At 47.6% G+C, this 22,893-nt stretch carries 18 protein-coding genes; 1 reads left to right on the forward strand and 17 read right to left on the reverse strand.

Annotated elements, in window-relative coordinates:
- From QVP94_RS13240 to QVP94_RS13315, 16 genes are all read right to left on the reverse strand, one after another.
- A partial coding sequence (locus QVP94_RS13240; protein WP_288213281.1) for a fibronectin type III domain-containing protein occupies positions 1–7,017 on the reverse strand: 7,017 nt, incomplete at its 3' end.
- A 38-nt stretch (positions 7,018–7,055) separates the two neighbouring features.
- Positions 7,056–7,349 carry a hypothetical protein gene (locus tag QVP94_RS13245; protein ID WP_022192790.1) on the reverse strand — a complete coding sequence of 98 codons (294 nt, stop codon included), beginning with the start codon at positions 7,347–7,349 and terminating at the stop codon, positions 7,056–7,058.
- A gap of 13 nt (positions 7,350–7,362) precedes the next feature.
- On the reverse strand, positions 7,363–7,731 hold the full coding sequence (locus QVP94_RS13250; protein WP_130882025.1) for a hypothetical protein: 369 nt from the start codon (positions 7,729–7,731) through the stop codon (positions 7,363–7,365).
- Positions 7,728–11,441, reverse strand: coding sequence for a hypothetical protein (locus QVP94_RS13255; protein WP_022192792.1), 3,714 nt, complete (start codon positions 11,439–11,441; stop codon positions 7,728–7,730). Before QVP94_RS13255 ends, QVP94_RS13250 begins: the two co-directional genes overlap by 4 nt.
- Positions 11,442–11,496: 55 nt before the next feature.
- The gene (locus tag QVP94_RS13260; protein ID WP_022192793.1) at positions 11,497–13,524 is read right to left on the reverse strand and encodes a hypothetical protein; all 2,028 of its coding nucleotides are present in this window, start codon (positions 13,522–13,524) and stop codon (positions 11,497–11,499) included.
- 1 nt (position 13,525) lies between these two features.
- On the reverse strand, positions 13,526–17,122 hold the full coding sequence (locus tag QVP94_RS13265; protein WP_022192794.1) for a phage tail tape measure protein: 3,597 nt from the start codon (positions 17,120–17,122) through the stop codon (positions 13,526–13,528).
- A gap of 3 nt (positions 17,123–17,125) precedes the next feature.
- Positions 17,126–17,695, reverse strand: coding sequence for a hypothetical protein (locus QVP94_RS13270; RefSeq protein ID WP_288213282.1), 570 nt, complete (start codon positions 17,693–17,695; stop codon positions 17,126–17,128).
- Positions 17,696–17,705: 10 nt separating this feature from the next.
- Entirely contained in the window at positions 17,706–18,203 is a 498-nt protein-coding gene (locus QVP94_RS13275) for a hypothetical protein (protein ID WP_009018500.1), read from the reverse strand.
- A 70-nt stretch (positions 18,204–18,273) separates the two neighbouring features.
- Entirely contained in the window at positions 18,274–18,555 is a 282-nt protein-coding gene (locus QVP94_RS13280; protein ID WP_009018499.1) for an STAS-like domain-containing protein, read from the reverse strand.
- A 20-nt stretch (positions 18,556–18,575) separates the two neighbouring features.
- On the reverse strand, positions 18,576–19,454 hold the full coding sequence (locus tag QVP94_RS13285) for a hypothetical protein (protein ID WP_009018498.1): 879 nt from the start codon (positions 19,452–19,454) through the stop codon (positions 18,576–18,578).
- A gap of 42 nt (positions 19,455–19,496) precedes the next feature.
- Entirely contained in the window at positions 19,497–19,637 is a 141-nt protein-coding gene (locus QVP94_RS13290) for a hypothetical protein (RefSeq protein ID WP_009018497.1), read from the reverse strand.
- A gap of 13 nt (positions 19,638–19,650) precedes the next feature.
- A complete protein-coding gene (locus tag QVP94_RS13295) occupies positions 19,651–19,782 on the reverse strand; it encodes a hypothetical protein (RefSeq protein WP_009018496.1) in 132 nt (43 codons plus the stop codon).
- Positions 19,779–20,024 (reverse strand): hypothetical protein, encoded by a 246-nt coding sequence (locus QVP94_RS13300; RefSeq protein ID WP_009018495.1) that lies wholly within the window; start codon positions 20,022–20,024, stop codon positions 19,779–19,781. The genes QVP94_RS13295 and QVP94_RS13300 overlap by 4 nt, the downstream gene beginning before the upstream one ends.
- Complete coding sequence (locus QVP94_RS13305) at positions 20,017–20,259, reverse strand: hypothetical protein (RefSeq protein ID WP_009018494.1); 243 nt, start codon at positions 20,257–20,259, stop codon at positions 20,017–20,019. The genes QVP94_RS13300 and QVP94_RS13305 overlap by 8 nt, the downstream gene beginning before the upstream one ends.
- Positions 20,260–20,529: 270 nt before the next feature.
- Entirely contained in the window at positions 20,530–21,279 is a 750-nt protein-coding gene (locus QVP94_RS13310) for a DUF4468 domain-containing protein (protein WP_009018493.1), read from the reverse strand.
- A gap of 194 nt (positions 21,280–21,473) precedes the next feature.
- Positions 21,474–21,905 carry a hypothetical protein gene (locus QVP94_RS13315; protein ID WP_009018491.1) on the reverse strand — a complete coding sequence of 144 codons (432 nt, stop codon included), beginning with the start codon at positions 21,903–21,905 and terminating at the stop codon, positions 21,474–21,476.
- Positions 21,906–22,102: 197 nt separating this feature from the next.
- On the opposite strand from QVP94_RS13315, the gene QVP94_RS13320 reads away from it, so the two are divergent.
- A complete protein-coding gene (locus tag QVP94_RS13320) occupies positions 22,103–22,285 on the forward strand; it encodes a hypothetical protein (RefSeq protein WP_039848997.1) in 183 nt (60 codons plus the stop codon).
- Here the strand turns inward: QVP94_RS13320 and QVP94_RS13325 are convergent.
- A complete protein-coding gene (locus QVP94_RS13325; protein ID WP_229055231.1) occupies positions 22,279–22,620 on the reverse strand; it encodes a hypothetical protein in 342 nt (113 codons plus the stop codon). The genes QVP94_RS13320 and QVP94_RS13325 overlap by 7 nt on opposite strands.
- Positions 22,621–22,893: the final 273 nt, after the last annotated feature.

A 22,893-nucleotide genomic window follows, 5' to 3' on the forward strand; every position in this document is an offset into this window, starting at 1 on the left:
CCAGCAGGAATCGTCGCCGTCCTTGCCATAAGCGTCATTGATCATTGTCAACAGATCAACGATAGGTTGCATGGGCGTATGGGTAAACAAGTGCGCCCAGACGGGATTATCCGAGTCATGTATGCCCCTTATCCACTCCATTTCGGCCGTGTTATCATCCGTGTACATCTTGCGCTGCCCCACGGACTTGTGAAGGTCGGGGTCATCACTTGGATACAGGTATACGGCCGGGGTGTTTTCCGCGAAGCTCATCGCCACGACATCATACATCGTCGCCGCAGTGATGTAGTTGTTATTGCCATCCGGACGCATCATAACCTTCATCCCGCGTCCTAACTTAGCGATAGTCTTAGCCTGGTCTTCTTTCAAGCCCTCGAGGATTCGTAAGGGATCATCCTTGCCCCATTTATCTTGATCAATGTTATGGAAGTAAATCTCACCGCCAAAGTCCAATATTGGAGGTAATTCTTTCCATATAATATATGGATATTGAGCCGGTGATTTTGGATCATCGTCCATATATTTGATAGTGCTACCGCAGTTTGGCCATATCGCTACACCTACGGGCAAACGGTGTTCCACCCCGCAACCGTCCGTATAACCCAAGGTCTTCTCGGGTACATATCCGGAGCTTTTTGCCTGTCCGATATGATAGTACTTCTCGTCGTCTACCCATTTCTTATTGACGGCGCTCCATACCTTTCCATAAGCACCTACAGGTCCGTCGTCCGCCGTATATGTAAATATAAACTTTTTGTTATACTTCAGCACCGGAAATTGAGCCGTCACCGCATTTGCATCAACACCATCCGGAAGCGTGATCGTCAATTCGATATTCCCTCTCTCGATGGGAGCATAGTTAATGGTGTCAGCCTTTGCCTCGCAGATAGTCGTGCTATCCATGATCTGCACATATACCGTTTTCTGACCCGCGCCGTTCGAAAGCGTAAAAGGTATTACAGACAGCTTGGGACTTGGCCACGCTAGCCATTGTGCCGTGGCCAAGTCCGGGTTCTCCGAGATCTTGTAGTGCGATGGGACACCATCCTTGTCGACCATTACGGAGACCTCCCGGTCATAGGTCTTGCCGGCATCCTCATTAATAAATACATTTCGCAAGGCCAAGGGGACGTACGGGTCTTTATATTCCAGTTCCGTGACGCGAATGTTGGACACGGAATAGAGATTCTTAACCTGTGTGTAAAGGGTTTTATTCCCAAAGCCGGATGACAATGTAAATGGGATATTCATATTGTCATCTATCATATCCATCCACTTAACTTCGTCAATACTCTGATTCTCGGAGATACGGTATGACAACGCTGCCCCGATACAGTTCAAGTGGACGGTGACATCCGGAGACTTTACAATACCGTCAACCGCTTCCGTGACGGTCGCTTCGCGAAGGAAAACATCCGTATTTTCAGGAGCGTCATTTGATTTATATTCCTCCAGCATCATGAAGGCCAATATTGGGTAACTGGTGTTAGCGCCTTCTGTCGCATTGACTATATCCACGTAAATGATCCCACTTGATGGTTGGCGGTCTTCAATCGTCAAGTATGATGTCTTGTTGCCTTTGAGGTTTATGGTCTCAGAATATATGCCGTTGATCTTGATCCTTGTCAGCAGGTCTGCGCCGTAGGTTGTCGCCCCGAACGCCTTGAACGTATATCTGTACTCATCATTCAGGCCGCTGAACTTAAGACGTGCCACCATATTCTCGGAGTTGTTCGCCCCGAATCCCGGACCTCTCCAGACATATTTGTACACGGCCGCTTCAATTCCCGGAATCTCACAATATCCGGATTCCACCGGACTGCCCCAGTTGTACTGAGGCTTGTTTTGCACAGGAGAAAGAATGATATTAGAAGCTCTGCCATAGCTATCTTGAAGCTTCACGGATAAGGCATCAGCCTCGGGATTACCGACAATATTATTCCATTCAGTATCAGCCGGCAGCGGGGCGGTTGAAGAACAGAAGTTTAATTTATAGATGGCCTCTATATTAGTAAAGTTGCCTATAATATTGACGACCTTAACGTCGCTGAATGCCGCCAATTCTACTCCGTACTCCGAATATATACTCCCCCCTGTAAAGGTGATTCGAATATCCGTTTTTGCGTCATAGTCCTTTAATGAGTCCTGCGGGATATTAAGAATGAGATTATTGTGATTCGCCTCGTCACGGGCTACATAATTGATCAATCTAAGACTTCCGTCTTCGGTAAGGGTGAATTTAGCCTTGGCGCTAGCTTCTATAGCGCCGATCGGGAGATCGAAGGTCAGTGCCACCTTGCTCCCAAGCTTGTCGGTCATCGCATATCTCACGACGGGGGAACACTCCTCCGCGAGCAACGTACGTGTTTCCAGTTCAGGAGCGTACGCGCTCTGGCCGTTCAAACCGACCGCCCGAACCTTGTACGTATAGTTATGCCCTACTATCAAACCGCTGTCCATATATGTCAAGACTGACTTGTCATCGACCTTTCCAACCTGCAAGAAAGATCCGGTGCCATCCGATCTGAGTACGGCGTAATAAACAAAATCAGCGACTTGCTCATTGGTATATGCCCATGACAGCGTGATGCTCGTGGCGGTCCTCCCCTGTACCCTAAGATTGTCCGGCGCGGGAAGCTCGCTGAATGTACGCACGCTGGTATAGTCGCTCATCGTCCCGGTCTTGTCGCCCCTTACCGGACGTATCTTATAGTAATAGGTCGTATCGGGAGACAGCCCGGATATCACGGCCTTGTTCTCCACGCCTACGCCGACCGTCTTCAGTGGCGTATACCCTGTCTCTGGGAGACCGGACACGAATATCTCATAGCCGGTGTCCTCCGTATTGGTATTGTTCCACCATAGTTCTATGGCCGAGCTGCTGACAGTCTTGGAGGAAAGATCCGTGATCTCGCTCCGGTAGTCCGGTTCCGGCACCGCGTCAAAAAAGAAGTACTCCGGGAACTCGGAAACGTTGGCTCGTATCATACCCCTAATGGTAGGCTCTGTCACCTCGTCGCCGTTACGTCCATGCGCGCCCTCCGGATGGAGATCGATGTAATCGCATACGGCATCCACCTGCCGCCACGCGAGGGCGATATTGCGCTTGACGGTCCAGATCACGTTGCCGTTATCATCCAAGTTAGGCTCGGTCTCCCATTCCTCGCGATCTTGCTCGTACTGTTGCGCGCTAAGGCTGTTGCCGTGCACCAGTGATTTTGCGCATACAGGCCCGACGATCGGGTAATAGGGGTTCTCCTCCGCTGTCGGGAGCGTGGTTATCTCGTCACCCTCGGCGGGGCTCTCCGGATAGGAGGCTGGCGATTGCGTATACGAGCTGTACTTGTCACCTATATATGGTTTATTGAGCAATACCCATTCCCCATTTACGTAACGTTCCTTGCGGCTGGTCGGTAATCCTGAGCGCCTCTGATCCCACCCAAGATCACTGGGAACATCCTGGGGGTTCGGGATATTCGGCACATAAACCGTTACATGTTTTACAAGATCGACGCCGGAAGGGACAGGGATCTCGACACCCTCCACACCGGTATTCTTATTGTCGTTGAGATAAACCGCATAAGCTCCCTTGTCTTCTCCTTGTTTTTTAAAGCATGCCACGACGATGCGTTCATCCCCGCCAATGTATTTCATTCCGGTGTAAACATATCCCTTTAGCCGGTTTCTGAACGTGGCGATCCACCAATAGGCGCGGGTTATCGGGTAAGCCCCGTTTGTCAGTATCTGGCCAAACAAGCCTGTGGTAGCAAAACCTCCACGGTCAAAACCGTGTTCAAAGGCCTTAATAGCAGCGGCTTTCGCTCCGGGAGTCGTATCTTTACAATCATCCCAGTGGAACATCTCAAAACCCGCTCCAGTTCCCCATTGACCTGCGTCAAAATAATTGGATTCGCATTCCGTGGAATAGTAATTTACGAAATCAATACCAATTGACATCATCTGGATACATGCTCTGACAATCCATGCGCCTTTCACGTCCGAGCGATGCCGGTCGGGGATAGTCCAACTACCGATCTGCCGTCCGGCTTGAGTATAACATTGATACTTGCAACTTTTCTCACGACCACCCGATTCACCCCATCCGAATTCGGTTAAGGCGATTTCCTTATCAGGTGCGAAGCGGTCGCGCAACTCTACCATCTTCACCAGTTCACCGCCAGTTGCATTCTTTATCGCCTCCTCGAAGGTGATACCATATTGCACTTTCTCCTGACTACTCCCTTGATTACCTATATTGCTAAAGTACATGTGCATGGAAAAAACATCAACGGGGATGTTGGCGCTCTTTCGCCCTGCCTTCCATCGCAACATGGCGGCCAAATAATAGGCCTTGTTTACGCTGGCAGTTCCAGCGCTGATACCAAGCACCCCACCACTTTTGATTCCAGGAAGCACATTCCCCTCTTCATCCACAAGCGAGCTATCATGCCCGTCACATGCGGCGGACAGCATAGCCGCATATTCTTCGCTGTGGGTATATCCTACCCATCCGGACCAGTTTTGATCCGGCTCGTTCTCCGGCTCTATACCGGAAATCAAGTCTAAACCTGTACTCAAGGATTCGGATTCGGGGAAAAACAAACCGGCACCGTCAATCTTGTTCTTCCCATACTTAGCGGCAATAGCGGTACACAGCTTTGCGTAAGTCCTGTAATTCATAGGATCACACGTGGCACCAAAATATTTGTCAAGTCCTCCAACCCCACGTTTTGGCACAGCCCGCCACGCATCCGGGTACCAGTAGTTATCACACGGGCGGTTATGTGAGCTGACAGTCTTGTCATAAATGCAATAGTCAAATACGCCCGTGTTGCACAGGAAAGGCTTAAGCCCATATCTAAGGTAAGTGTTCCTTAACGTGTCCTCCAGATACTCTCCAGTACCGTTATTGCCGGATACCCAATCAACCTTGTTAACCTTGAATCTCATGTCCGATAGGCTGCTATAGGCATTCTCTGTGCCATAATTAGCCGCGAAATGACCGAAATGGATGTACATACGCATCCGCTCTCCGCTGCACATCGAGTGTATGCGCCCTTGTTGGTAACCATGGCCGTTCGTGCAAAAAAACTGGTCTACGGTCTTGCGGGCCGTTGAGCGGCGCAAGGGTGACATGATCCTCTCCGGGCGTGAGGATGTCGGGCGACCGTATATCAGCAGGTTGTCGATACGCTCGATCGTGCCGTTATACTCTGGATCCGGAAACGCCTCCGTCCCCTCCGGCATGACGGGACTTGTAGAGGACGATCCGAAGTCCATCATATCGAATGAGATCTTGACGAACCGGTACCGGGACGAGTGGAAATCAAGCGACGCCCAATCGTTATTCACGATGCTTATCTGCCCGATTTTTTCCCAGTCATACCCTTGATCCAACATCCCATATGCGGAGAACCTCGGCTTGGAGCGGGAATAGACGAACATCTTGTCTATGACGTAGGCGGAGAACAGGTCTATGACGATGTCGAAAGGCGAGGTGTCCCGGCTGTACTTGTACTGGTACCAGAAGGTCGAGTAGCCCTTGTTCGTCATGTCCGGGTACCCGTCATCGAGGAAGACGTTCCTCTCGGTCTCGTCCACCATCCTGCCTACCGAGCAGACGGTCCCGTCCGTGTCGGTGAGATAATTCCTGAGCTGGGGGATGATGTTCCTTTCCGTCAGGTTGATACGGTAGGCCCTCGTCATGTCCTCGCTGCCGACCGTGCGGAAGTACACGGGATCCGAGGCCCCGGATATGTATTCCACCCCGAAATTCACCTTGATGGTTTTCAGGTATACGTAATACTCCCTGTTAGGGACGAGACCCGATATCGTCGTTCTCTGCAGCGTCCCGGGATTCTCGGGCGTCGGGATGGCCGGGACCTTGCGGAGTCCCGCCCACACCTTCGGGTTGTCGGCGTCAACGGGGCCGTTGGCGTATCGCATGTCGTATTCGGTTCCCCTGTCGTAGATGTTATTCGCGTAAGGGGCCGTCCATTGCGCCGTGCAGGAGGAGCTGTCATAGTAGACAACCTGGAAATCCTTGATACGCTGGGGGGCAGGATAGGTCGTGTCCCCTATGACCGTGCTCGTGTGCACGTAGATATGATCGCCGACCCGGTTGTAACTCAATATGGCGATCGTATCCCTGTTCAGCGGCAGGTCTATGGTGCCTCTCATCGTGTTGCTTAATACGATCTGCCGGAGGCCGCTCTGGTAGACCATGACCTTCCCGCATGATCCCTCCCTCGTGTTCTGTATCTCCAGGTTATATATGAGGGTGTCCTGTCCGAGCGCTACCTTGGCGTAAGGGGCCTTCAGGAAGTCGATGGCGATACGGCCGCCGGAGGGTGTCACCTCCCTGAATATCTCCGAGGTGAATACCTTGTCCACCTCCAGCTTGATCTCCTTGTATGCCACGTCCTTCGGGTCCCATACGTACATCCCGTCACCGGCGATGAAGAAACCGTCCTGTCCGGTCCCCGTTGGATACGCCGCTCTCAGGGCCTCCAGGGAAGGGAAGCTGTCCAGCAACCTGTACTCAAGGTTATCCCCCTTGTCTCCCTTGTCACCCTTCAGGCCCATCAATTGCTCAAGGGTGAAGTCCTCGTACCGGAAAGCGTCCCCCCGGTCGCCTTTCTCCCCCTTGAGGCTCTCCAGCTCGACGATATCCTCCCATGACCCGGCGCCAACCTTCCATTGGAGATGGGTCTCGGTTTTTCGGAAAACCACCCTTAGCTCCGAGAGGGCGAGCAGGTCCTTCCACTCTCCATTACCCAGTTTCCATTGTACGTGTGTCGTCGTCACGCGAAGATTGACCCGCAGCAAGGACAGGGGGGCCTCCACCACGTCATGTATCCCTCCCGGCATACGAAGGGCCGGGAGGGAGCATACGCTATCGAGGGATGTCACCACCTCCAGGTCTCCGACCCCTGTCGATCCGGATTCCAAGGCCGACTTGATAATGGGTTTCAATATGGCGGCGAGCGCCTTGATGTCATCGGTTGAGTATGCCATTTCGTTATTCGATTGACTGGTTAGACAAATCCATGCGCTTACTTCCCCTTTTTAGCCGGAAGTCTCTTGGGCGTCAGCGCCTCGATCAGCGCGCGTCTCAGAGGCGCGGAGGCGCTGGATATGTCGAGGATCGACAGTATCTCCTTGGCGGTCTCCTCGCCGACCTCGATCGGTCCGTCACTGAAATATATCTCCTTGCCAAAATCGGAGACGGCTATGTCACGGGCCGCCCCCCATACGAGGTTGCCCAGCTCCTTGCGGGTGTCAACGATGATGGGATCGCCCTCGATCGTCGCCTGTACCCTTAAATTCTTGAAATCCACTTTTGCCATGACTGTTAATTCTTTAATCGTTAGAAACCCCTGTTATGATCCCGTTCTCGACGGTAAACCTCACGCTCTCCGAGCCCGCCTCGTCATAGAGGTCATCGATATCCGACAATACCTCGCCTATGACGGTCTCCATGGTCTTGAAATCATCCCCCGCGGAGAAATTATAACCGACCTGCCCCTTGCGTTGGTGGTTGATGGTAAGTACCTGCCTGCCCTCTCTCGTGACGGCGGCATATATGGAGCCAAGCCCCTTGCCGGGCTCGTACGCCCCGGAGTACCTTACCGTCTCCCCGCCGGGCAGGCTGCCTGTCACCTCCTTGGTGACCTTTGTCAAAATCGTTAGTTCCTTTCTCATGATCGTATGTTTTAAATGATGGTTCACTCGTTCTGGTAGCCGACGATGATGCCGCCGACCACTCTCAACCGTATTTTATCAAGGTCCACGTCCGTCCCGAAAGAGACTCCTTGGTGTCCCCGGCAGTAATAATCGCCGGATGACCACACGTTCCCGACGCTGCTTAGCGTGTCGCAATGGATATTCCCGTACCCGGAGGCCGTTATGGAGCTGCAGGATAACGCCCCGTCGATATAGACCTTTCCCCCGAATTGGGCGGCGTATCCGTTCGAGAAACCGATTGTCGCTGCCCCGCTGATGATCAACGTGGTCCCGGGGGTCCCGGCCAAGGCGCTCCCTCCCCACACGAAATTTCCTATCTTGACGATATTCGAGGTGATGCTGTCTGCGTCTATCAGGCTGGCGTAGATCTTCCCGTTATGGTCGATGAGTACGCCGTTCAGGTCTATCTTGTTGCCCTTGATCGTGACCGTGCTGGCCGTCTGGTTGATCATGGAGACCACCGTGTCCCCGTTATAGTCCGTGGTCGACACCTTTTGCGTGATGCTCCTCGCGTTCACCTCAATCGAGGCGGAGAGATCGTTTCTGAGGCCGGAGAGCTCCGAGCTAGTGGCGTACAGGTACAGGCTGTCATTGATCCCGTCTATCCGTAGGCCGAGGTCCGTGATCGTCTTGCTGTTGTTGTCCGTCTTCGTCACGTAGGCGGACAGGGTGCCGTTCGTGTTGTCGAGCACCAGCCCCATGTCCGTCACCGTACCCTTTAGGTTATCCACCTTGTTGGCGTACATTCCCACACGCTCGTTCGTCTGCTCCAGCTTGGTTGACATCTCCACCCGGAAATCGTCCAGCGGCCGGCTCGTGAGCAGCAGGTTATAGATGAATATCTCCCCGGTATGGGAGATGGTAAAATCACCCGTCCCGTCCCATTCCCCGATAAATTCCTCCTGTGCGAATGCGTCGGTGGGCGTCATCGCCTTGGTCTCGTACAGGTCCTGCCCGGGAAAACCTATGGTGAGCGTACCGGCCGTCTTGACCTTGCACATGAACGATATATAGAACGTGGGCCATTTCGTGGTCCCGTCCGGCATCTCCACCAACCCCTCCGGCCTGCGTGACAGCTTGGCGTTCAACTGCCTGATCGTGGAGTTCTTGATGCAGAGGGCGAGCCTGTTCAACACCCGCACGATACCGGTTATCCGGTCTTTCTCCGAGTAAAGGGAGTCGTTCACCGGGATGTAACGCTCGCTGACGGTGAATAACGACACGTCATTGCCCGGCTCCCATCCGACGATATCCTCGGAGAAGGACGAGTTGGTGAGATAGTTGTCTTTCTCCGCTATCTCGTGCCGGATGGATGACATCTCGCTGGAGAGCTTGCCGTTCATCACTTGGAATAGCGTGCTGACATCCTCTCCTGTATCCGAGAGGATGAACTTTCCACGGGCGTAAAGATTCTCCACGTACGCCCCGTCACCGTCCAATCTTCCGAAATAGGGCGTGACCAGACCGTTCAGGTTCCCGATACGGACCTTCACGCAATTCTCAGGGTCGGTCTTCATCCCCCGGATCACGTCCATGTAGGGCGTTCCGAACTCGTCCACCGTGGTGATCTTGATGATACCGCTACGGGTGGAGTTATCCGGGTTGTCCACCCGGCATAAGGTATCCCTCTTTGTTACCTGCGACAGGTCGCCCACGAAGTTCTCGAAGGTGAGCCAGTCCAGACGGTTCTCACCGTCGGAGAGGTAGCCTACGCCCACCGACACCACCTTCAGCTCGTATTGTTTCACCATCTGGTAGTTGTTCTCAAGGGTGGGATCGCCTTGGAACTGCTGGACCATGAGGATGTCACCTTTCCGGAACGGGTTGTACAAACGTCCCCCGTCCGTGTCGAGGTAGATCCTGCCCGAGTTTGCGTCGTAATGGTCCACCTCCATCATCGCGGAGAAGATACGGTTGTCATTCTCCCCTAGGAGCTGGGACACGATAAACTCGTAGACCCGTAACGTTCCCCGCACGGCGATATCATCGATCTCCAGCTTGTATCTCGTCTCGTTTATCCCGGCGGCGTTGGTCCGGATATACGGTGCGAGCATCCAGCCCGTCCCGTTAGGGAACCCCGAGGCAAACATGGGCGAGGATAGGGAACCGGCGAACATGGAGTCATTCTTCACCTTCAAGTCTTTCAGCCACGCAGTGCCGTCGGCGAACAGGCGGAACCCGTTCTCATGACCGAAACCGTTGGCGTCACGGTCTGAGTAGATGGAGGAGTCAAGACCGGCAAGGATGATGTCCTTCTCGAACGTGATGTTGCCCGCCGCCGTATCGTCGATATCCTTGCGTAGGTAACGGTCATCGAGGGCGGATATAGGTTTCAGTATCTCTTTCAAGGTTCTTAGGGCCGTGAACCCGTTCTCGTCGGATGGTTCCGTCAAGTCATCCAATTTTATATGGTAAAGGCCGTCACCGGTTCCCCCGGACCCGCCAGCCTCGTTGACGATGGCCCTCCATGTGTCCCCGAGCTCTTTTATGATACTGTTCCTTATGGTATCATGTATCGAGCCAAAAGTCGCTACGGATGCTTTCGGGTTATGCGGATCAAAGGCCGGGAATAATACCCCCTCGCCAAGCTCTTGCCGTGGGAGCTCAGCTAAGCGAGGGGGAAAAATAAAATCCGGCGAGGAGAGGTTTGGAACCATTAGATTATCCGGAAGCTCTTTCTCGTTACGGATAAGGTTCAGGTACCTCGAGATCTCCGAGAGTCGGTACGTGAACGTATAGGAGCTCGGGAGATCGTTGGAGGTGTAGGTGGCGTCGCTCTCGGTGACGATTATTCTCCGGATCATGGACGCCTCGTATATATACTTGGCCCGGCTGGGGAAAAAATCCAGCAACCAACGGCGGGAGTAATCATCGAGGAATCCCGTGTTCTTAACGAACTTACGATCGGTCTCCACGTCATACTCGGACAGGTTCTCGTCCAGTTCCGCTATCAGGTGGCCATGCTCTGCCTGCAGACGGTTCACCCCATGGGCACGGAAGGTGTCCATACCACCCAGACTGTTCTCGAAAAGGAACCATTGCTCGTCCTCGGAATGGATATCCGTGAATTTATAGAATTGCGATACGCTCAGTCTCGCTCCGCCGGCCTCGGCGTAAACCTCGAGATAGCTGGGGTACTTGTTCCCGAATAGCTTGGCTACGATCGCGTATTGGAGATTGAGTGTCACGCACTCGCCGGCGGTCATTCCCTTCAAGGAGGTCATGCTCGAAGATTTGTCCGGGAACGTGGCCTTGGCCTTTACCGTGCAGTCCGATATGGCGTAGTAGGTCAACCACTCCGGTGAGTAATAGGTCACCTCCTTGACCTTTGGCTGCCACGTGAGGAAGTGGGACTTCAACCAGTTTCCCGGCGTGTCCGCCAGATCCGCTATCCCGCACCGGATCGCCCGGAACGAGTGGGAGGTCCCGTCTATCGTGGCCGTGAAATCTGCGAATATGGTATTTTGGGAATAGATCTCTTGGGCCGTGTCCAAAGTATAGCTCAATTGGCTTTCCACCACCTCTCTCACGTCGATCGTGACTATCTTGTCCGGCCCGGGCTCGTAGCTTTGCTCGAGCAAGGTGGCCGTTCCTTTCTTCAAGATGAAAGAGACGGCCTCTTTTGCCCCCAATACAAATCTCCTCATGTTCCCGGACAGGCTCAGAGTGTCTGGTTTGTCTATGATCGTTGCCATTTGCGATTATTTTACCCCCAAAAGTATGGCTGTCGGATGGTCCGATAAAGGACAGTTACCGGGTCACGGGCTCGAGCCACACGGTCAGGGTACCGTCCTCCGGATCGGTCGGTCCGGATGCGGAGCCACGGCTATAGAATTGCACGGGATAAGTGGCTTGATGGTATTTCCCGCCCTGCACGTATTGGTAAGCGCTTGGCGGGGCGTAGAATATGGTCATGGGTTCCTCCTTGAATACCCATCTTCTTTTCACGCTGTCGCTGGCGTTGGACCGGGAGTAGTTGACCTTCCATTTATACTTGGATACATGGGAGGCGAACCGCTCCGCCTCGGCCATGGCCGTGGATACCGGCTCGTAAAGCCTCGTGGTAAGGAACGTGGATTCCAAGGGTTCCCGGGAACCCGGGCTATATTGTATGGCGGAGGGAAGCAACTCCTGTCCCTCGATCGTCACCTTCCTGTACTCGGAGAGCGATACCTTTTGGATGTCACTGAGAAGCATGCTCGCTTTTATCTCGAGCAGAGAGTTCCGGAGCAGGGAATCGTAATTCCTCCAGAACCGTTCGAAAAGCCCGTCCGGGCCGTGGTAGGCGAGCGTATAGTTCCAGAGCTTGTTTCCATCCGCATCATGATTGAGGATCGTCCCGTAGTCCAGTTTCCCGGCATGGAATACGAACGCCGGCATGGGTTTCAACTCCTCGTTATCTTCCGCCTCGCCTACCACCTCAGACGTGGAGTCATTCACGGAATCCATGATGATGGAGGAGTTCAACGATCTTCCGGTCCCTATATAAATCCCGAGATGCGGGATGGCCCCGGCTCCTCCGCTGCCAAAAGCAGGTGTATAGACCATCGCCGGTAGCACGTCCGGGGATTCCTTGCTCTCCGTCTCCAGTGTCCCGCCGGCGTAATAATCCATCGTGACCAGACCGATCCGTTGCGTGACCGGCGTGATCCCCTTGTAACCTCTCCGGACAAACTCACCCGATATCTGGTTATACTCCACGTCCGGGTATTTCTTTAATAGGTCTACCAAGGTACTGAACTCCTCGTTCTCGTTCCCCGTGGCTCTTCCCGTCGTTGGCATCGGGCGCTCGCTCTCCTGTTTCTCTTCCGGCGGCGTGAGCCGGTCACAGGTAAGCTTTAACTGCTTGAAGCTCGAGGGATGGTTGACTGTGTATTTACCGGCTACGCAATCCGTGAGGTCGCAGGAGGGTGTCTCGTTCAGGTTCTCATCGAATAGCACGATACGGATGGTCTTGCGGGTCTCGTCCGGGATGAACTCGCAGCAGAATTTATACCGGTATACGTCCAGTATCGTCTTGATCATGCAGTCCGGGACGATCTGGGAGTATCGGATCTCGCTCTTTACGATCGTATCGATCGTGTTGTTCAGAAAGACCATGTCCTTGAATGGGGTGGTGCGGGAAAAGAAGGAGTCCTCCAAGGTGTAGCCGAGATAGGCGAATATCTCCTCCAATAGATGCAATCCACGGATGAAGGGGGATATGTAGAATCCCGGAGCTAACCGGATCGTTTTCTCATCGACTACCTCCGTCCGCTCCACGTCGTTGTAAAGACGGGGATATCCGTCCGGTCCCGGATCACCGGTGGCGTTTAAAGAACCGGACTCTAGGATGGCCGGGAACAAGGCGAATCGGTCGTCATGTGTAATGAACAGGTTCCGGCAGAAGGATATCGCCTCGCTGACAGACGCGAACTTGAGAACCTTGTCCTCAAAGACCGTGGATAACGGTACATCCTTGATCTTCTCGTAGAACGCTCCGGTATTCAAGTAAAAACTGGTCTCGATCCCGCTCTTCCGGTTCGCCGACAGGATGGCTTGACGGCAGGGAATGGAGAATACCCCGTGTTGGATCATGGCGTTGATCCGCTGCGAGGCCTTGCTGATCCCGGCCATGTTATCCGGATAGATGAGTAGTTCCCTATTCCTGTCCGTGGGAGGGAGTGTTACCGGTAAGCTCTGCTCTCCGTAATCGTTAAAGAACGGGTTCATCCGGGATAAGGTCAATTGGATGTCTCCTAGGTCGTAAGCCTTGCCGGATTCGTGAATGATGTCCATCTTATTTGCCTCCTATCTTTTTGGATTTGTCCAATGTCTTCTGGGCGGCCTCGATATCGCTATAAACGATATAGGCCCTCATGCCTTTTGCTCTTAGTTCGGAAAATAGCATAAGTAGCTGTGTGAGTACTTTGAGTAATTCCGGATTATTACTTGAAACCATTACATTTTCTTCATCCGAGCGTCCATTGTATCCACCGTTGGCGAATCCGTTGACGGGAAGAGGATTTGTGCTTGTTCTTTGTCTTCGGATGGCATCCAAGGCTAGGATATGGTTCATGGAAACCGGATCTTGTAATTGCCATGCCGGTGTAACGTATTCTTCTCGATGTACGGGACCAGCCACTTCAAGTATACCACCGTTGCCGGTGAATCCTCCGTTGTACCAACCGGTGGAGTCTGATACAACCCGTTGTCCGGTTTGCGGCGTAGTGCTGTCATTAAGACCTGCATTTGCGGTAGATGTACTAGGTTTCTTGATAAGACCTTTCAAGGCACCGAAAGCGACGTTAATAAGTGCGATTTCACCTGCTGCTTTTGCCAATCCTAGAAAACCTAAGCTACCTATATCTTTAATGGTTCTTTCAGCGATAGCCATTACTGCAATCTGTCTTAATGTATCTAAGGTAAGAAGAAGAATATTATGCATAGCATCAGCAAATGTCGTTTCGGTATCTGTTAAAGCTTGACCTAATATCATTCCTGCTTCACTACCAAAATCTTTCATTATGTTGAATTGCTTTTTTTTCTTTTCTTCCTCTTCTTCTCTAGCCTTCTCTTTTTCGTCCATTTCCTTTTTAACGAATCCTTGTAACAACTCATTCAATTTGTCATAGTGTTCTTTTGTCTGTTTTTCCTTCTTTTTGTTGATGTCTTTTTCTTTTTGGAGATTTTCCAGATAGGCTTGATACCCTTTGTCTAATAATTTGATCTTATAATCTAGTATTAATTGCTCTATTTTCTTTCTTTCGTCACTGCCTATTTTATAGATAGCTAATTGTTTATTTAATTTTTCGAGTTCTAAAGCTTGAAGTTTTGTTTGATAATCATCATATAATCTTAGGCCCTCGGTATAATCTTGTGTCAATTTTAGTTTCTTGGTTGCGATATAACGATCAACCTCTTTCAGCTTTGCGTCTGTGATTTTTTTCTCTTGCTCCACTGACAGTCCCGGGGTTATATCCGTTTTTTTTATTTTAGGGGCAATAACTTCTACTTCTGGCAACTCGTTTGCAGGTTTTTTAGGCAGAAGAGGAGAGTATTTCTGAGATATCTTATCGAGGTTGGATGCTAATTGGTAAGTTTGTGTCATATAGCTCTGTAAACTTCCCCAGAAATCCTTATCGACCTTACCTCTGGCACCATAGTAGTAGTCAATGTAAGAGATGACATCATCATACGTTTTTGTCCATGAGCGTCCGTTCTTTATCCCTTCATCTGTTATACGTTTTACGTCTCGAAGCATAGCGTCGGTAACGAATTGCCCCAGATTTGATTTTTCCCTCATTTGATCCATCAAATCGATTTGTTTATTTAAGGCGGTGGTCGTTACATCCTCCTTCTCTTTCTGCATGGTTTTTAAAACTATGTTTTCATGCAACTTTTCATTAACTATTTCTAAAGCTTTTGCGATATCCTCGGTTGTACTTTGTTCTGTTAGTTGGTTTTCAAGATATTTTCCATATCGAGAATTGATCTCATCGATTAATTCTTTTCGTTGCTTTGTTCCGGCGTTGCTTCGTTGGAGAGCGTCAAATAGGGTATAAGCTTCTGCCCGTTCTGTGGAGATTTCCTTGTTCATCTCTTTTAAAGCCCGGGCACTTTTTGTTGAATTATCCCATATTTTGTAAATGCCTACAGCTAAAGCCGTAATTGCCACACCTGCCGCAATAATGGGATTGAGACCCAGAGTCACTAAGAAACTGCGCATAGCCATAGTCGCAGCTTTGATATTTCTAGCCTTGAGAGCTGATGCTGCCGCTAATGCATATTCTGCGGCTATGGAAGAACGGGTCGCAACTAAATGAGCTTTTTCTATAATTGTAGCTTTTAGAGTAGCTCCATTTGACGCAATCTTCCAGTAAGTGTTTAGCTTGATAGCGGCTGTATACAAAGTTAATGTCGATATTAAGGTAATAACCAGCCCTGTATTTTTACTGATCCAATCAGCCATCAGAACTAGTTTTTTAGTCCAGTTCACGGTTTGATTCATTACGCTGATAATGGATGGATTGATCTTCTCCATTAACTCAATGCCAAGATCGTTAAGTTTGTTTTTTGCTTGTTGCATTTTAGCCGTGGCGGATTGGCTTTTTATCGTGGCCTGCTCTAAAGCGACGGATGTGCCGGTTATGGCTTTCGTATAATATTCTACCTTATCCGCTTCATTGATAAGGACAGAGGCAACATTGTAACCTTCTTCCCCGAACATTTTTTTGATAGCGGTAGCGTCCATTTGTTTTTTGCGGAGATTTTCCAGAGCCGTACTTAGCCCGACTATTTTGGGGTTAGTCTCGTCAGCTCCTGTTTGCAGGGTAAGGAAAAACTTTTTGAGTCCGGTACCGGCGATCTCGTCCTTGATACCTTTCTCTCCCAGAGTCTCTATGGTTCCAACCAGTTGTTCGATCGGGATCTTTGCGGAAGCGGCTGCGACACCACTTGTCTTTATAGCCTTGGTTTGGCTCTCTACGGCTGCCGCACCGAATTTACTTCCGGCGGCAAGTACATTTACATATCGAGCGGCTTGATCAGCTCCATCCCCATATTGGTTTAATGCCAAGGTGACGGCATCTACCGCATCTGTAAGTTTCATGCCACTGGCAGAGGCGAGGATGAGCGTTTGCTCCGTCACTTCTGCTAAAGCCTCTTTATTTGCTAGCAATTCGGGTTTAGCGGAACCTACTAATTTATAAGCTTCCAGTATCTCATCAGCGGATTGGCGTATGCGGATACCTTCTTCGGTAACTGTAGTGGAAAGACGTTTTGCTTGATCTGTAAGCCACTCTATACTTTCATCATCTAGGCCTGTAAGAGCTTTTACATCGGCCTTGCTTTCTTCCAGTTTATTGCGGGCTTCACGGAATTTGTTGAAAGTAAGAGTAATACCCGTAATGGCTGCCACTGCGGTACCAATGATTCCCATATATTTATTTACGAAATCTGTGGCACGTCCCCAGACCGAGGCTTGGCAACCGATCTCTACACGCATCTCTTGTTGGGCTAGTGCGGTTTCTTTGGAGATGCGTTTCAGCATTTCTAACTTAGTGTTATATTCAGCGGTACCACGAGTTACTTTTTTCAGCTCCGTTGAAATTTTATTCTTTGTCTTTATTAAGTCATTATAAGTAGCTCCACTTAGGTTCTTCAATACTCTTTCCGTATCAGCGACCTCTTGCTTATACTTTTGCATCTTCTGGGTTTGGGCAGTCAACTCACGTTCTATTTTCTTTGCCGCCTTACTATTGCCTTCTCCGGCCGTCCGGAGATCAAGTAGCTTTTTCTCCAGTTCCCCGATTTTCGTCTCTAACTCCGATGCGCTAGTCATTGCGTCGGAGTTATCCAAGTATATCTTGATGCTCCTGTTTAAATCTCCTGCCATATCCTAATCTTTATCTATGAAAATTCGTGATGCGTCGATTTGCATATCGGCGGCGTAGTCCGCTACGATGTCTGCCAGTTTGGGAAGATTCTTTTCGATGATGGGATCGAACCAACGGATCGGGTGGCGGTTGCCGGTTCCCATCAGGTAGAAAGAATCCGGGTTGGTCTTTTTCAGCTTCCCGTATTTGTCCGTCCATTTAGAGCCGCCCCGGAAACCACCTTGGCCCCGTCCGGCTCCCTTATGGATATAGATACCTTCACGGGCGAAACTGAATCCCACTCGTTCGGTCTCTCCTTTACTTTTGTAAATTCTGGGTTCTAGGGAGTCCGATAGGAACTCATCTTTCTGGACAAGCAAGGCGATATTCCCTTTTAAGTCTTGGATCACGTAACCCATCCATTCCTTTACCTCAGAATTGAATTGTCTCAATTTCTCCTTATCCTGCCTACGTTCATACCGGGCGATCCGGCTGGTTGACTCTAGCGAGATCTCGAAGGGTAATCCTTCCCTCGCTCCGATTAGGGAGTTCTTGCGTTTAGGCGTGCGCATCTGCTCGCTCAATCTTTTCATGACTCCCATATCATACCCACATTGATTGGTCGATAGAGAAGGGGATAGGCTTTCTTAGGTTGAAGCCTAACATCACCCCATAGAAATTATCTCCCATGGGACCTATGCCCCGAAAGGTCATGCTGTTTAGCTCTAGGAACTGAAGCCCGTTACGTTCCTCGTTCCAGTCGAGCATCATCCGGCAGACGATCTGCATGAGAAGATCCTTGCATTCCGCTTTCGCAAAGTGAATCCCGTCGATATTCCCGGCCTCGCATTGCTTTAATAGGGCGATAAAATATTGTGGGATATTTACGAGGTTGTCATTGTTAAGCCAAGAGAAATCCGAGTTAAGCCCGTCGATGGCGACTAATACATGATCCCGGATAGAGGAGATACGTTCTTCCAGATCAGAGATTTCCTCTACCTCGTCACTACGGAGGAAATGACATTCCCCGTCCGTATGACCGATAGCGGCTAGATGCCTAGCGATCCATTCCGAATACTCAAAGTGATTGTATATGTCCATAACATCCAATTTATAGACACAAAAAAAGCCCCCCGAAGGGAGCTTTTAAAGGACATATGAAAACTACTAATCACCTTTTATACCTACTGATATAATCAGTCAAGCGTTCAGCTTGCAATTTTGTTATCTTTGTAAATGAAATCTTCTTCTTAAGTGTCTCAAAACCAAATTCATCTATAAACTTACCAATTGAAACATTTAAAAACATAGAAGGCAAAGAAGACACACCTTCCATATCGATGGTAATCTTGTCCGAAGAATTCATATTCTCTCTGATTATATCATAGAGACTACTTCCTGCCATAGGAAAATCCTTTCCTTCCATCACGTCATAAAGTTTAATTGTACACATAGTATCCTCTTTTTATTTAGTTAAAAATCAAACTCGTCTAAAATTTCTTCTTCTTCCAAATTTCCTAAATATAATTCGAAATATATCAACGTCCCATTAAAATCAAAATCAATATTGTCAATTTTAACTTCATGCTTCTTTAATAAACGAGCTGTATTGCAAATTATTCTTACTGCATCAGCGCACGATAATATATTATCTAGGCCTTTTCCTTTATTATGAACCTTAGATCCAACTGTAAAATCAACCTCTATAGACTTTTTCAAAGCATCGCTATCTGATATTATAGTGGAATCAAAATTTCTGACAGATTTTGATATACCTTTCCCGAAATCACAAATAGCTACACGCAAGACTTCATCCTGTCCTTCATATTTAATAAATGAAAAAGCATTACCATTTGCATCAGCATGATCAAAAACATTATAAAATGCTTCTACTATGCTAAGCGAAATTATACTTAAGTCTTTACCTCTAAAGAAATTCTTTTTAAAATATTGTTCTACCTCTATTGCATATGCGTCTTTTTGATTCTCAACTATACGCCATAAATTAAATATATTATCACTTTCAGAATCCACATGATCTTTACTGTAATTCCAATACTCTCTAAATTTAAGATCTTCAAAAAACAGCTTCTCTATAGATTCATTTGATATCCGTATAGTATGTTCTTCTACATTAACTAAAAATTCAATCAAACATGCAATTGTAACAACATGAATAGGCTGAAATAATTCAGGAGACAATGTATCCTTAAAAACAAAAGTTATTTGTTTTTGATAATTTTCTTTTTTATATTCATTCCTGATAGTAGCGATTTGTCTCAGCCAATCCGCTCTTTTCAAAGAGTTAAAATATATGTTCGTATTATCCATGTTTTGAAGAACATTATTCATATATACAACAATTTTTATCTGCTGAATATTATCAGTTTCTATTTAAAAAAGCAAAATAAATAATAGCAAAACAATCAACACACCAGCTATAACCTTGCTTATATGGTTTTTGCTGTGACGCACTTCATTCAGAGCCGCACCGATCAGCATAACAAAACCTAATATAGCTACAAATGTCAGCATACTGCAAATATAATCATTCTTTTGGAAGAAGCAAGCGTAACAGCTCCTCCAATCTCATGGCGGCATGCATTCGTTCTTCTTTACTATATTGTCCGTTTACATCGGTAACGATGTCGAGTAGGCGCAGGGCTTCTTGGAGTTTCATTTCGGTTCCTCCTTTCCTTCAAACAAACATAATCTTTTTTTCAGAAAACTTAGAGCCGCAATAAGCGACAATGATTCTTTTTCAGAAAGTACACCCGGGGCATCATGCTCGCATGCAATGAAAGTGATAGCGCTGTCAATGGCCTTAACATCTTCTTCTAACCCACCTTTATCATTTTCCTGCCAATATCTGATCGCATCCAGCATTAGGTTTGATATACATATATCTTCCAGTCTAATCATTTGGGCCTCCTTTCTTCGCTGAGTTATAAACGAACCAAGCTACGATGACCAGTGGTAAGAACACTGGAGACAGCATAGCCAATAAAGCTACCGTGTACATTTTAGCCTCGTAAATGGATTTACAGGAGGCGATACCAAGAGGCAACAGGTTGTAGAACTTCTGGACGGTTGTCCAAGAAAAGAGATCATGTTCCCGGCTCCGGGAAGATGATACGGTTAATGAATTTGTTTTCATAACGTTGTGACTTTAGCGTATGGGCAGAAAAAAAGCGGCTGCCATTTCCACTCGCTAAAGTCACAACGTTACGTTCCCGAAGGTACGAAAATTGTAGGAAAGGCAACCGCCAATATTTTTATACAACAAAGTAAGGCATAAAAAAGCCCTGACTATCAAAAATATGTCCGAGCAATAACCGATGCTCAACGAGAACGACAAACGTTCGTGACTTTAGCTGATGCAAATATGGTAAAAGTTTTTGAGATGGCAATGCTAATTAAAAGAAATCTACCAATCTTCCTCCTCTGTTTTTAGCTGAGACACTCCATTGAATATGTTATTTTCAATCTGATATAGCCTATATAGCTGTTCTAGTAGGACTTGTGTTCTTACATTTATGTAATGGGCATCTGTTCGTTTACTTTTAGTAAGTCCTAGTCCATCGGAAACAAACGATGTTAAATAAAAATCCCTAGTCAAGTAAGTTTCTATAGGGGCTTCGGCTTCATTTAAATCTCCTTTCTCTACATAAATATCATATAAATCTATTTTGTACCTATTATCTCGTACTTGGATTTTCAATGTAAAATGTATCGGTACACTTCCTACATATTTACCCATTAACCCCATACTGAAAATTAAATAACCTTCAGTCATACCTTTGCAAACAAGGATACCTGTTTCTTTATCTTGCATTTGCAAAATATTTTTAGCACTAACGAAAACATCAACCAATGATTGATAGATATTGTCGTATAGTGTTCCTTTACCAAGCCCTTCAACTTGTCTGACGTAAGAAATAGTAAAACTTCCATCATCATTAAAAGGTACTGAAGACAATATTTCAATCATATCTTCCTTTTTTAATTTGGGTAACTTCTTATCTTCTATCTTCCTTTTTTCAAAGTTTGAATATTTTTGGTAGATAAATTCTTTAAATTCTTCTTGCGACATAGGATTTCTTACAATTTCGAAATCTTGTGCAAAAGCGTTTGTGCTAAGTAGTGTAACAAATAAGATACAGATTAGGTGTTTCATGTTTAATTTTGTATTGATTATTATGGATCGCAAGTAGGGAAAAGTTTTTGATATGGCAAAGAAACCAAGTATCTTTGTGGAAAAGAATTGCGATATGAATACAACAGATTACGATATCTATAAAATCAGACAAGAGCAGCTGTCGTTAAGCCGTCGTATCACTCGCATAGAAAATATGATACACGCAATCAGACCTACTCGATTAATCTACGTATTAGGTTTCCTATCGGGTTTCCTGCTAAACTATCTACTACGGCACCTGTTATAGCGGCCAAGACCCACCAAGCGAATTTAAACAAGGAGACCCAGCCGTTAGCCACGTCAAGTTTTAATTTTTTATCTTCCAGTTCTTCTTTATCTGCTGACTTTTGCAGATGTTTTTTCAATCCAATAGTAGCAATACTTTCTCCTTCATTGGTTAGTATCAGCCAATATTCATCCTTTCCCATATATTCGATCGCATGATACCGCTTCATCAGCGTCTCCTTCATATACTCATAATCCATCGTGTGATTATCATAGTCCGGAAGGCCATTATAAAATTGGTCTATATTACAGCGACCAGCATTTTGTTTCACCGTGGCAAGTATCTTATCCGCTATCTCGTATTGTTTTTCTGTAAACATTATCAAAAGAGAATAGCCTGTATTTCTGAGGGTGCATCCTCATACTCTACAGGCCATTAAAAAACCAATTGGCATATCTTTTCCGAAGGTCACCGCATGCACTCGGTTCTACTCGGTTTCTAATCTTTTCGTAAAGATGGGGAAAGTTTTTGGTAACACAATGCTTTCCACGTATTTTTGTGGAAAATGTTATTCCTATGAAATCAATAATCAATTATTTTCGCAAACGTAAAGAGGAACGTCTTCGTGAACGTTGTGTTAAGTATGCCATTAAAGCCCACGAAGGACGGGATAAAGGTTTTACTGTCAGCGATTCAGCCCAAGACATTGAATTGTATATAAAAGACGGTATGACATCCCAAGGAAAAAGGCATCAATAAGGTTTCTTATAAGGCAAAACAACAGGTAACTTGAACCTTATTCGGTTCGCCTCATTTCCATTGCTTCCTTCTTTGGTTGAAGCGCCTATACCTACTACACTGGCTAATACACCGATCTTTCCGCTATTTTCCTTTATTTCAGAGGTACTGACTTGTAGATCAAACTCTACTGATGAAACAATAACACCTTCACTATTGTCTATCGTCTCAAAGTTTGTATTCTCTGCATAGCATGGATTTACCACTACTCCTTTATCTTTCAATTCATCATTTAATTCATAAACAGCTTCCGAAAGCTGGGTTATAGCGGATTTAATAAATTCTTTTAGTTCCATAAACAACAAAGCCCGCATTTCAGACCGGCCATGATCCTACTTTGCGGGCTTTTCCTTCAATGAAGTTTATCTTTTTCAAATATCTCGCATGGCCTCGATATATTTGATATCTAATCTTTTTGTAAAGATAGAATAAGTTCTTGATGAATCCAAATTATTTTCGGATAGCCATGCCTGTGTTGTTTTTGCCTTTCAAACTAAAGGCTAATACAACCAGATAGATTTATACCATCGTGAGGTTCTGTTGTTTCTACCTTTCAAACTAAAGGCTAA

It is taken from the genome of Parabacteroides sp. CAG:2 (genome assembly GCF_000436315.1).
Taxonomy (GTDB): Bacteria; Bacteroidota; Bacteroidia; order Bacteroidales; family Tannerellaceae; genus Parabacteroides; species Parabacteroides distasonis.